At 71.2% G+C, this 11,386-nt stretch carries 11 protein-coding genes; 10 read left to right on the top strand and 1 reads right to left on the bottom strand.

Annotation, left to right across the window (positions count from 1 at the left end):
- The first annotated feature begins 55 nt into the window (after positions 1 to 55).
- The 6 genes from menD to VIP82_RS11295 all read left to right on the top strand — a co-directional run bounded on the left by menD (position 56) and on the right by VIP82_RS11295 (position 6,041).
- Entirely contained in the window at positions 56 to 1,813 is a 1,758-nt protein-coding gene (gene menD, locus VIP82_RS11320; protein WP_331908586.1) for a 2-succinyl-5-enolpyruvyl-6-hydroxy-3-cyclohexene-1-carboxylic-acid synthase, read from the top strand.
- A gap of 86 nt (positions 1,814 to 1,899) precedes the next feature.
- Positions 1,900 to 2,763, top strand: coding sequence for a polyphosphate kinase 2 family protein (locus VIP82_RS11315; RefSeq protein ID WP_331908584.1), 864 nt, complete (start codon positions 1,900 to 1,902; stop codon positions 2,761 to 2,763).
- A 109-nt stretch (positions 2,764 to 2,872) separates the two neighbouring features.
- The gene (locus tag VIP82_RS11310; protein WP_331908582.1) at positions 2,873 to 3,226 is read left to right on the top strand and encodes a PadR family transcriptional regulator; all 354 of its coding nucleotides are present in this window, start codon (positions 2,873 to 2,875) and stop codon (positions 3,224 to 3,226) included.
- Entirely contained in the window at positions 3,223 to 4,122 is a 900-nt protein-coding gene (locus VIP82_RS11305) for a permease prefix domain 1-containing protein (RefSeq protein WP_331908580.1), read from the top strand. Before VIP82_RS11310 ends, VIP82_RS11305 begins: the two co-directional genes overlap by 4 nt.
- A gap of 69 nt (positions 4,123 to 4,191) precedes the next feature.
- Positions 4,192 to 5,241, top strand: a complete 1,050-nt coding sequence (locus VIP82_RS11300; RefSeq protein WP_331908578.1) for an ABC transporter ATP-binding protein — start codon at positions 4,192 to 4,194, stop codon at positions 5,239 to 5,241.
- On the top strand, positions 5,238 to 6,041 hold the full coding sequence (locus VIP82_RS11295; RefSeq protein ID WP_331908576.1) for an ABC transporter permease: 804 nt from the start codon (positions 5,238 to 5,240) through the stop codon (positions 6,039 to 6,041). Before VIP82_RS11300 ends, VIP82_RS11295 begins: the two co-directional genes overlap by 4 nt.
- A 25-nt stretch (positions 6,042 to 6,066) precedes the next feature.
- Here the strand turns inward: VIP82_RS11295 and VIP82_RS11290 are convergent, their stop codons facing one another.
- Positions 6,067 to 7,374: an isochorismate synthase gene (locus tag VIP82_RS11290; protein WP_331908574.1), complete on the bottom strand. Its 1,308-nt coding sequence runs from the start codon at positions 7,372 to 7,374 to the stop codon at positions 6,067 to 6,069.
- Positions 7,375 to 7,396: 22 nt separating this feature from the next.
- Here VIP82_RS11290 and VIP82_RS11285 point away from each other — a divergent pair, with 22 nt between their 5' ends.
- The 4 genes from VIP82_RS11285 (at position 7,397) to VIP82_RS11270 (ending at position 11,384) form a co-directional block, all read left to right on the top strand.
- Positions 7,397 to 8,050 (top strand): DUF402 domain-containing protein, encoded by a 654-nt coding sequence (locus VIP82_RS11285; RefSeq protein ID WP_331908572.1) that lies wholly within the window; start codon positions 7,397 to 7,399, stop codon positions 8,048 to 8,050.
- 10 nt (positions 8,051 to 8,060) lie between these two features.
- The gene (locus VIP82_RS11280; protein WP_331908570.1) at positions 8,061 to 8,843 is read left to right on the top strand and encodes a demethylmenaquinone methyltransferase; all 783 of its coding nucleotides are present in this window, start codon (positions 8,061 to 8,063) and stop codon (positions 8,841 to 8,843) included.
- A 9-nt stretch (positions 8,844 to 8,852) separates the two neighbouring features.
- The gene (locus VIP82_RS11275) at positions 8,853 to 9,908 is read left to right on the top strand and encodes a polyprenyl synthetase family protein (RefSeq protein WP_331908568.1); all 1,056 of its coding nucleotides are present in this window, start codon (positions 8,853 to 8,855) and stop codon (positions 9,906 to 9,908) included.
- Positions 9,909 to 10,010: 102 nt separating this feature from the next.
- The gene (locus VIP82_RS11270; RefSeq protein ID WP_331908566.1) at positions 10,011 to 11,384 is read left to right on the top strand and encodes an FAD-dependent oxidoreductase; all 1,374 of its coding nucleotides are present in this window, start codon (positions 10,011 to 10,013) and stop codon (positions 11,382 to 11,384) included.
- The last annotated feature ends 2 nt before the right edge of the window (positions 11,385 to 11,386 follow it).

The raw sequence follows: 11,386 nt of genomic DNA, 5'->3' as shown, positions 1-11,386 counted from the left end.
CCGCCGCGCCGCGGGCGCGCTCGACTCCGCGCCCGCGACCGACGCCGCCGCGGCGCTGCTGTGCCGGCTGGTGGAGCTGGGCCTGCGCCACGTCGTGCTCAGTCCCGGCTCGCGCTCGCAGTCGCTGGCACTCGTCGCCGCGGAGCTCGAACGGCGCGGTTCGATCCGCCTGCACGTGCGCATCGACGAGCGCGTCGCAGGCTTCACGGCGCTTGGCATCGGACGGGAGACACGGATGCCGGCGGCCGTGGTCTGCACCTCCGGCACGGCAGTCGCGAACCTGCTCCCCGCAGCGCTCGAAGCCCATCACGCCGGTGTGCCGCTCCTGCTGCTCACAGCCGACCGTCCGCCCGAGCTGCGCGGCGTCGGCGCGAACCAGACCACACGCCAGCCCGGGATGTTCGCACCGACCGTGCGGCTCGAGGCCGACGTGCCGGTGCCGGAGGCGGTCGATCCGGACGGCACGCACGATCAGAGCGCGATGCTGCGGGCGCTGGCCGACGAGGCCGTCGCCGCCGCGCTCGGCGCCGGCACCCGCGCGCCCGGGCCCGTGCACCTGAACCTGCCCTACCGCGAGCCGCTGGCCGGAGCGCTTCCCGCATGGATGGGCGTCCCCGCGAGGGAGCTCGAGACCGCCGTCGACGACGACCCCGACGGGCCGCCCGTCGACGCCGAGGCCGAGGACGAGGCATCCGGAGCGCTCTACCAGGGCGGTGGCGGGATCGGCGAGTCCGACGTCCCGACCGAGCCCGAGGATGCGCCGCTCGTCCTAGAGCGGGGACCGCGCACGATCGTGCTCGCCGGAGCGGACGCCGGCCCCGATGCCGAGCAGCTCGCGCACGTCGGCGGGTGGCCGCTCGTCGCCGAGATCGTGAGCGGTGCCCGCTTCGGGCGCCACCTCGTGCACGGGTACCGGGAGCTGCTGCGCGACCCCGAGCTCGGCGGGCGCATCGAGCGCGTGGTCGTGCTCGGCCATCCCACGCTCAGCCGTGAGACGGCGGCGCTCCTCGCCGATGCCGACGTCGAGGTCGTCGCGGTGCGTGGTCCCGGCGAACCTCTCAACCTCAACGGCGTCACGTTCGCCGCCGACCGCATCGCCGTCGCGACCGGCGACCCCGACCGTGCCTGGCTCGGGGCATGGCTGCAGGCGTCGCGCGCGGCATCCGTCGATCTCACCCCTCCCGCCCCTGACGCCGACGGCCTTTCGTCGGCGGTGCCCGGGGAGCGGCTGGGTGCGATCGCCGCGGAGCTCGAGGTCATCCGCGCGCCGATCGATCGCGCCGCTCTCGTCGACGCCGTCTGGCGCGCCTCCTGGCCCCACGACCGCCTCGTGTTCGGCTCGTCGCGACTGGTGCGGGTGGCCGATCAGGTGCTCCCGGGCAAGAAAGTGCCCGTGCACGCGAATCGTGGGCTCGCGGGCATCGACGGCACGATCGCCACGGCGACCGGCATCGCCGTGGCGAGCCAGTCGGCCGGCGTCGCGGGCGTCACGCGCGTGCTGCTGGGAGACCTCGCCCTGCTGCACGACGTCGGTGCCCTGCTGCTGCCCCCGCACGAGGAGCAGCCGCGCATCCAGCTGGTCGTCGGCAACGACGGCGGCGGCACCATCTTCGACGGACTGGAAGTGGCGGCCGTGGCGGGCTCCGATGTCATGGACCGCGTGCTCTACACGCCGCACGCGGTGAACCTCGAGCAGCTCGCGCTCGCCTACGGGTGGGAGTACCGACGGGTCACGACCCGGTCGGCGCTCGATCAGGCGCTCACGTCGCCGGTCGAGGGTCGCCAGCTCATCGAAGTGCCGCTCGAGCGCTGACCTCCGGCGCATCGCCGGCGGAGCCGCCGGACGGCGCGATGGATCAAACCTGGTCGCGGCGCGCCGAAGCGCGCCATGATGGCTCCATGATCGCCTCGAGTCAGAAGCACTGGATCGGCGACGTCGCCGATCTCCTCCGGGTCGGCGACGGGTTCCTCCTCGCCGACGTCGACACCCGTTCCACGCCGGGATACGCGAAGGACAAGGTGCAGGCCGCGGAAGACCTGAAGGCGGGCGCAGCGCAGCTCGACGAGTACCAGGAGCGCCTCTACGCACGCAGCCGCGTCGACGCGACGGATGCCGCGGTGCTGCTGGTGCTGCAGGCCATGGACTCCGCGGGCAAGGGCGGCATCATCCGGCACGTCGTCGGCTCGGTCGACCCGCAGGGCGTCGTGCTCTCGGCGTTCAAGAAGCCGACTCCGGAGGAGCTCGAGCACGACTTCCTGTGGCGGGTCGAGCAGCGCCTCCCCGTGTCGGGGCTCATCGGCGTCTTCGACCGCTCGCACTACGAGGACGTGCTGATCGGGCGCGTACGACAGCTCGCGCCGGCTGAAGAGATCGAGCGCCGCTACGGCGCTATCAACGACTTCGAGAAGCGCCTGACCGACACCGGCACCCGGGTGGTCAAGGTGATGCTGCACATCTCGCCCGACGTGCAGAAGAAGCGACTGATGGAGCGCCTCGAGCGCCCCGACAAGCACTGGAAGTACAACCCCGGCGACGTCGACGAGCGGCAGCTCTGGCCGTCGTACATGGCGGCGTACCAGACCGTCTTCGAGCGCACCTCGACCGACCACGCGCCGTGGCACGTCGTGCCCGCGGACCGAAAGTGGTACGCACGCCTCGCCGTGCAGCACCTGCTTCTCGAGGCGCTGGAAGACATCGACCCGCACTGGCCCGCGGCGACCTTCGACGTGGAGGCCGAGAAGAAGCGGCTGGCCGCGAGCTAGCCTCACCCGCACTCGCGTTTCGCGAAGTTCGGGGGCCCGCGAGGGTGATGACAAGGGGCGAGTAAAGTAGTTGATGCCCTTGAGTACTTGATCTGATAAAGTACTTGACATGACACACGACGACGCGTTCGCGGCCGACCTGCTGCGCGGTCATACCGACACGATCGTGCTCGGCGTGCTCCGCCGCGGCGACGCGTACGGCTTCGAGATCTACAAGGCGATCCGCGATGCGACCGGCGGCGACCACGAGATCAAAGAGGCGACGCTGTACGCCACCTACCGCCGCCTCGAGAAGGACGGACTCGTCGAGTCCTACTGGGGTGACGAGTCGCAGGGCGGACGTCGCAAGTACTACCGCATCACCGACGCCGGCCGCGCGGTCTTCCGCGGCAACGTCGCGGCCTGGACCGCGACCCGGCGCATCATCGACGCACTGCTCGACGTGAAGGAGAGCCAGCAATGAACACCGACATCCACCGTCTCCTCGACGAGGCCTTCCAGGGCATCGGCATGACGCCCGACGCCCAGGACCTGAAAGAAGAGGTCCGCGCGAACCTCGTCGCTCGCGTCGACGAGCTCGAGTCGGCCGGCGTCGCGCCCGCTGAAGCCGCCCGCCAGGCGATCGCGGAGCTCGGCGACGTCCGCGCCCTGCTCGATGAGACGTCGGATGCCTCGCCGCGCGCTCTCGCGAACGACTACGCGGCGCTCCAGCAGCGTCACCGGGTGCGGCCCCAGCCCGCGTTCGTGGCCCGGATCGTGGCGTGGTCCGCCGTGGCGGTGGCCGCCATCGCGCTCGGGATCCTCGGCGCCGTCGGGGTGCTGCCGATCCCGGTCGGCGCCCAGATCGGGATCTTCGGCCTGGCATCGACGGCACTGGCGCTCATCGTGGGTGACTCGCTCTCGCAGGAGACGACGACGAACCATCCGATGCCGCAGAACCGGGCAGCCTCCTACGCGCTGGCCACGTTCCTCGGTGCCTACGGGCTCGGCTTCACGGGGCTCGTGATCTCGGGCGCGCTCCCGGTGTGGGGTGTCGTGTTCGCCGCTCTCGGCGTGATCGCGTCGATCGTCCTGTTCGCGTTCCTCGGGGCGACCCAGACCAACCGCCACAAGGCCTGGACCCGTGAGGCGATGCGGAACGAGCCGCCCAACCGGTTCGAGCGCGAGCCCGAGACGGCTGCCCGCTTCGGTGTGTACACCGCCGTCATCTGGCTCGTGACCTTCGCGGTGATCGCCGTGCTCGTCTTCACGGTGGGCTGGTGGTGGGCGCCGGTGGCGTTCGTCGCCGGCTTCGCCCTCATGATGCTCGTGCTCGCGCGCATGCTGTTCACCCCGGACGGCGCCGACAAGAAGTCCTGAAAACGTCGGGCGCCGCAGAGCGTCGCCCGGCTCCTCAACAACCCGTTTGGAAGGAAGGGATGCTTCGCCATGCCTGAAAACTCCACCGCCGATGGCACCGCCATCGTCGCCCGCGACCTGATCAAGGTCTATCCGGGTCGCGGCCGCAAACCCGGTGTCCGTGCGCTCGACGGTCTCGGATTCGAGGTTCCCGCGGGCCGAGTGTTCGGCCTGCTCGGTCCGAACGGCGCGGGCAAGTCCACGACCACCAAGATCCTCACGACCCTGTCGCGCCCGACGAGCGGCTCCGCCCTCGTGGCCGGACACGACGTCGCGACCGATCCTGGGGCCGTCCGCGCCGCCATCGGCTACGTGTCGCAGGGGGCGAGCACGGATCCCCTGCTCACTGCCCGCGAGAACCTCGAGATCGCCGCGCGGCTGCGCGGGGTCGCCGCAGGGGACGCACGCAGGGGCGCCATCCGGCTGCTCGACGAGTTCGGCCTGGCCGACGCAGCCCGCCGCCCTGTCGGCAAATTCTCGGGCGGCATGCGGCGGCGCCTCGACGTCGCGGCGGCGCTCGTCCACCGGCCGCGCGTGCTCTTCCTCGACGAGCCCACCACGGGCCTCGACCCCGAGGCGCGCGCCACGATGTGGGCCGAGATCCGGCGGCTCGCGGGGGAGGAGGCGCTCACGGTGGTGCTGACGACGCACTACATGGAAGAGGCCGACCGACTGGCCGACGAGCTGCTCCTCGTCAACCGGGGCCGCGCCGTCGTGCAGGGCACGCCCGACGAGCTCAAGGCCGCGCTGCACGGCGACTCGGTGCGCGTCTCGCTCGTCGAGCCCGACCCCGCGACCGTGCGCGCCGCGATCGGGCGCGTCCCGGGACTCCGCGACGTCGTCATCGAGGCATCCGGAGTGGACGGCGTCCTCGCCGCGCGCACCGAAGACGCCTCGGCGGCCGTCGGCGCGGTCATCGCCGCGCTGGATGCCGCAGGCGTCCGCTTCGGGCAGGTCGCGGCATCCCACCCCACCCTCGACGACGTGTACCTGCACTTCGTCGGGCACACCTTCGGCCCTTCGACCGGCTCGGGGACCGGAGATTCGACGGACGCCCTCAGGACAGGAGCCGCAGCATGACACTCGCACTCACCCCGGTCGCCTCACGCGCGGGATGGTTCACGCAGGCCGCACAGGTGCTGCACCGATGGCTGATCTCCACCATGCGTCAGGTGTGGGGACCGGTCATGTCGCTCATCCAGCCGGTGATCTGGATCGTGCTGTTCGGCGAGGTGTTCCAGTCGCTCGGAGCGCTGCCGCAGTTCGGCGGCGAGGGGTACATCGACTATCTCGTGCCCGGCATCCTCATGATGACGGTGCTGTACTCCGGCGCCTGGGCGGGCACCGGCTACATCGACGACATCAACTCGGGTGTCATGGACCAGTACCTCACCTCGCCGGTGCAGCGGTCGGCGATCATCACCGGGCAGCTGGTCCAGCAGCTGATCATCAACCTCGCCCAGTCGTTCGTGGTGCTGGGCATCGGCTGGCTGGCGGGGGCCCGTTATCCCGGTGGGATCGGCGGCATTCTCGTCGCGCTCGGCGTCGCGACGCTGCTGGCGACCGTCTTCTGCTGTGCGTCGACGGCCGTGGCGCTCACGGCGCGCAGCCAGATCGCTCTCATCAGCCTGTCGCAGCTCATCGTGCTTCCGGCGACGTTCCTGTCGACCACGATGATGCCCGCCGACCTCATGCCCCAGTGGGTGCAGGACGTCTCGCGCTGGAACCCGATGACGTGGGCCGTCGAAGTCGGCCGGGGCGGGCTCAGCGGCGAGTATCCGGCGAGCAGCTGGTGGCAGGTCGGCGGCCTGGCGGTGCTCGCGGCGCTGGCGTTCTTCTGGGCCCTGCGCTCGATCCGCGCCTACCAGCGCTCGGTATGACGCGGACCGGTCGTCGGCGCCCCGCTCAGGCGAGGGCGTCGACGATCGGCCGGAACTTCACGCGGGTCTCCAGCAGCTCCGTCTCGGGGTTGCTCTGCGCGACGATGCCGGCACCGGCGTGGGCGACCACGGGAATGGTGTCGCTGTCGGCCGCGTCCGCCGGCGCCGGCTCCTGAGCCTGTCGGGGGGTCGCGCCGATCTGCGCGCACCGCAGCGCGATGGCCCACTCGCCGTTCCCGTCGCCGTCGACCCAGCCCACCGGGCCGGCGTACCGGCGACGATCGAACGGCTCGAGCCGGCGGATGAGGTCGAGCGCGGCATCGCGCGGCGTCCCGGCGACGGCGGCGGTCGGGTGCAGCGCCGCCACCAGGTCGAGCGCCGAGGCGTGGTCGGCGAGGTCGCCCGCGACATCCGTCGCCAGGTGCCACAGATTCGGCAGCTTGAGCGTGAAGGGCTCGGGATCGGCGCTCAGGTGGCTGACGTGAGGGCCGAGCGTCGCGAGCACGCTCTGCACGGCGTAACGGTGCTCGTCGAGGTCCTTCCCGCTGTGCGCGAGGGAGGTGGATGCCTCGGTGTCGTCGTGCGCGTCGGTGCCGCGGGGTATCGTCCCGGCGAGCACGCGTGCGGTGACGACGCCGCGGGAGGCCGTGACGAGGGTCTCGGGGCTCGCACCGATGAGGCCGTCGACGGCGAAGGTCCAGGTGTCGGGGTAGTCGTCGGCCAGGGCGCGGACGAGGCGCCGCAGGTCGGCGCCGGCCGGGATCGTGCCGACGAGGTCGCGCGCCAGCACGACCTTCTCGAGTTCGCCGCGGACGATCGCGTCCACGGCCTGCCGCACCGCGGCCTGATAGCCGGCCGGGTTGAGCGTGCCGGGGCCGAGGGTCGCCGACCAGTAAGGCCCGTACGGCGTCGGCGCGACGGCGGGGTCGTGAAGCTCGATGTCGGCCTGGCGGATGCGGGTCACCCATGACCGCCCGCGATGACGGCCGACGACCGTTTGAGGAACCACGAGACGGCTCGTGCCGGATGAGCGGTCGTCGAACACGAATGTGCCGAAGGCGACGAGACCCGTGCCGGGCAGGCCCACCGGATCGTCGACCTCAGCGGCCTCGGCGATCCGACGCCACGTGTCGGCCGGGGTCATGGGGTCCGGGCCAGAACCGCTCTGCGGCCCCCGCTCGTACCCGCTCACGGAACCGATGCCGACGATGCCGTCGCCGCGGCGCAGCCACGCGAGCGGCTCGTCGGGCGAGGCGTACGTGAGGAGGTCGTCGACGTGCTCGATCTCGCGGGTCTCGACCACCAGCGCGGGTGGTCGGTGCGCAGATGTCACCCCTCCAGCCTAGACTCGCGGGGTGACCGCCGACGCCCACCCGCCGCTCGTTCCCGGTGCCGCCGACCGTCCTGTGCCGGGTGCGCCGCTGCAGTTCCGCTGGACGAAATGGGACGGCGGCGCCCACTGGGTGAACGACGGCATCTACCTCGGCAGCGACCGGTGGGGCGACTGGATCGGGCAGCCCGACGGGTGGCGCAACGTCCGTCCGGGGCTCGAGTTCCTCGCCGACGGTCCGAACGTGACGCTGCTCCCGCCGAGCGGGGACCACGCGATGACCGTCCACGGCTCCCCCCGGCGCGTGCGCATCTACATCGACATCGCGTGGGACATCCGATGGGAGAACCGCGAGCCGCGCGGGATAGACATGGACCTCGACGTCGTGAAGGCCATCGACGACCGTGGGCTCTTCATCGACGATCGCGACGAGTGGGACGAGCACCGCGTCGCCTACGGCTACCCGCTCGACCTGGTCGAGCGGCTCGAGGCGCTCGCCGTCGACCTCGAGCGTCGCGTCGCCGCGGCAGAAGCGCCCTTCGACGACGCGACGCCCGAAGGCTGGCTCGCCCGGCTCTCCGCGTACGACGCGGTCGCACCACCCCCGCCGGTGTCCTTCTCCGGTGCCTCGGGCCTGGCCGAGACGTCCGGCCCCGCTCGTCCGGGCAGCGCCGCCTAGACTCGAAGCCGTGGCATCGCACCCCTTCGATCACGAGCCGAATCGCGCCGACCTGCGCAAGGATCCCTCGCGCGTGAGCGGCATGTTCGACCAGGTCGCCGCCGGCTACGACCGCACCAACACGGTGCTCAGCATGGGCAACGACCGGTTCTGGCGGGCTGCGACGACACGTGCGGTCGACCCTCGTCGCGGCCAGCGCATCCTCGATCTCGCCGCCGGAACCGGCGCGTCCAGCGTGGCGCTCGCCGGCCGCGGCGCCGACGTCGTCGCGGCGGACTTCTCGCCCGGCATGATCGCCGAGGGCGAGCGCCGGCACGGGGCAGGTGCGCCGGGCGGCGGCATCCGGAATCTGTCGTTCGTGCAGGCCGACGCGACCGCGCTCCCGTTCGGCGACGACGAGTTCGACGCCGTCACGATGTCGTTCGGACTGCGCAACGTCAACGAGCCCAAGAAGGCGCTGCGCGAACTGCTGCGCGTGACGAAGCCCGGCGGGCGGCTCGTGATCTGCGAGTTCTCGCACCCGCCGTCGAAGACCTTCAACGGGCTCTACCGCTTCTACAATGGCCGCGTGCTGCCGGTCGTCGCGAAAACCGTGAGCTCGAACGCCGAGGCGTACGACTACCTGAACGAGTCGATCCGCGACTGGCCCGACCAGCGCACGCTGGCGGCGTGGATCCGCGAGGCGGGGTGGACGAACGTCGCCCACCGCAACCTGTCGATGGGGATCGTCGCGCTGCACAGGGCCACGAAGCCGGCGGCGGGCGTGGGACGAGTGCAAACGCGCCCCCGGTAGGCTGGGCGTGTGACACCGACAGCGCCGGGCTCGCACATCGCGGGCAAGCTGGGCCTGACCGACCGCATCTTCGCGGGCGCGCGATCGCGCAGCCTGCTCAAGACCGTCGAGGCGGGCCTCAAGCGCGTCGACAGCGCCCTCGAGCGCGAGCTGCGTGTCGCCGACACCCTCGCCGACGCCACCAGCCGCTACCTGTACGACGCCGGCGGCAAGCGAGTGCGCCCGATGCTCGCGCTGCTGACCGCCCAGCTGGGCGACGGTGCGACAGAGGAGGTCATCCAGGCCGCCACGGCGCTGGAGATGACCCATCTCGGATCGCTCTACCACGACGACGTGATGGATGCCGCCGACAAGCGCCGCGGTGTCCCCAGCGCCCACGCGGTATGGGGCAACAACGTCGCGATCCTCACCGGCGACCTGCTGTTCTCGCGCGCGAGCCAGATCATGGCTCGCCACGGCGACCGCGCGATCCGGCTGCAGGCAGACACATTCGAGCGGCTGGTGCTCGGTCAGATGCATGAGACCGTGGGCCCGTCTGAGAGTGACGATCGCGTCGAGTTCTATCTGAACGTGCTCTCCGACAAGACCGGCTCGCTGATCGCCGCCGCCGCGCAGTCGGGCGTGATCTTCTCGAACGGCCCTGCGGAGTTCGAAGAGCCGATGGTGACGTTCGGCGAGAAGGCCGGCGTCGCGTTCCAGCTCCTCGACGACGTCATCGACCTGTCCGCCGACCCGGTCGAGACGGGCAAGGTTCCCGGCACCGACCTGCGCGCCGGCGTGCCGACGATGCCCTACCTCGTGCTCGGCGAGCGGAAGGATGCCGGATCCGTCGAGCTGCGCACGCGCATCGACGACGGCGTCGCACGCATCGCCGACGGCGCAGATCCGTCGATCCTCGACGGGCCGCTCGCGCAGTTGCGCGATCACGAGGCGACCGAGGCCACCCTCGACCTCGCGCACGCGTGGTCGACCCAGGCGATCGCGGCGCTCGCGCCGCTCCCGGACGGCGCCGTGCGCGAGGCCCTCACCCGTTTCGCGCAGGCTGTCGCCGACCGCTCCAGTTAGACGTTCCCGGTCCCTGAGCCTGTCGAAGGGCTCGGGCTTCGAGCCCTTCGACAAGCTCAGGGACCAGCCCCCATGCGGGGCGCGCTTCCCGAAAGGACTCCCATGACCAAGCTCCGGCTGGCGATCGTCGGTGCAGGACCGGCAGGTATCTACGCCGCCGACATCCTGCTGAAGGCCGAGCGGAAGTTCGACGTGTCGATCGACCTGTTCGAGCAGCTGCCCGCACCGTACGGGCTGGTCCGTTACGGCGTCGCCCCCGACCACCCGCGCATCAAGGGCATCATCACCGCGCTCCGCGAGGTGCTCGACCGCGGTGACATCCGCATCTTCGGCAATGTGCGTTTCGGCGAGGACATCACCCTCGACGACCTCAAGCACCACTACCACGCCGTGATCTTCGCCACCGGCGCCATCCGCGACACCGACCTCGACGTCCCGGGCATCGACGCCGCCGGCTCGTACGGCGCGGCCGACTTCGTCAGCTGGTTCGACGGACACCCGGACGTGCCGCGCGAATGGCCGCTGGACGCGGAATCCGTCGCCGTCCTCGGCAACGGCAACGTCGCGCTCGACGTGTCGCGCATGCTGGCCAAGCACGCCGAGGACCTGCTGCCGACCGAGATCCCCGACAACGTCTACGAGGGCCTCGCCGCATCGAAGGTGACCGACGTCCACGTGTTCGGGCGCCGCGGGCCTGCGAACGTCAAGTTCACGCCACTCGAGCTGCGCGAGCTCGGCGAGCTGCGCGACGTGGACATGGTGGTCTACGACGAGGACTTCGACTACGACGACGCGGCGCGCGCCGCCATCGCCAGCAACAAGCAGGTCATGGTGATCGACCGAGTGCTGCAGTCCTGGCGCAAGCGCGACTCGGTCAACAACGCCGGCGGCACGGCATCCCGCCGCCTGCACCTGCACTTCTACGCGAAGCCGGTGGAGGTCAAGACGGATGCCGAGGGTCACGTGTCCGCGATCGTCTACGAGCGGACGCGCCCCGATGGCGAGGGCGGCGTGGTCGGCACCGGCGAGCTGCGGGAGCTGCCGATCCAGGCGCTGTACCGCGCCGTCGGCTACTTCGGCTCGCCGCTGCCCGGCGTGCCCTTCGACAAGCGGCACGGCGTCATCCCCAACCGCGAGGGCCAGGTGCTGAGCAAGGACTCGAACGAGCGGGTCAACGGCGTGTACGCCACCGGCTGGATCAAGCGCGGACCCGTGGGCCTCATCGGTCACACCAAGTCCGACGCGATGGAGACCATCCGCCACCTGATCAACGATCAGGGAACGTGGTGGCAGCCGGCCGACCCGTCGGAGGCCTCGATTCCCGTACTCCTCGCCGAGCGCGGCGTGAAGTGGACCGATCTCGACGGCTGGCACCGCCTCGATGAGCACGAGATGGCTCTCGGCGCCCCGCACGAGCGGGCGCGCGTCAAGGTCGTGCCGCGCGACGAGATGGTGACGATCTCGCGCGGCGAGTGAGC

The organism is Microbacterium sp., assembly GCF_036566905.1.
GTDB lineage: Bacteria > Actinomycetota > Actinomycetes > Actinomycetales > Microbacteriaceae > Microbacterium.
This window is presented reverse-complemented; position numbering and strand designations above follow the sequence as displayed.

What these genes read in the sequence shown, in the direction of transcription:
- VIP82_RS11315 (WP_331908584.1), top strand. Translation starts at nt 1,900, where the DNA reads ATGATCGCCTCGAGTCAGAAGCACTGGATCGGCGACGTCGCCGATCTC.
- VIP82_RS11310 (WP_331908582.1), top strand. Translation starts at nt 2,873, where the DNA reads ATGACACACGACGACGCGTTCGCGGCCGACCTGCTGCGCGGTCATACC.
- VIP82_RS11305 (WP_331908580.1), top strand. Translation starts at nt 3,223, where the DNA reads ATGAACACCGACATCCACCGTCTCCTCGACGAGGCCTTCCAGGGCATC.
- VIP82_RS11300 (WP_331908578.1), top strand. Translation starts at nt 4,192, where the DNA reads ATGCCTGAAAACTCCACCGCCGATGGCACCGCCATCGTCGCCCGCGAC.
- VIP82_RS11295 (WP_331908576.1), top strand. Translation starts at nt 5,238, where the DNA reads ATGACACTCGCACTCACCCCGGTCGCCTCACGCGCGGGATGGTTCACG.
- VIP82_RS11270 (WP_331908566.1), top strand. Translation starts at nt 10,011, where the DNA reads ATGACCAAGCTCCGGCTGGCGATCGTCGGTGCAGGACCGGCAGGTATC.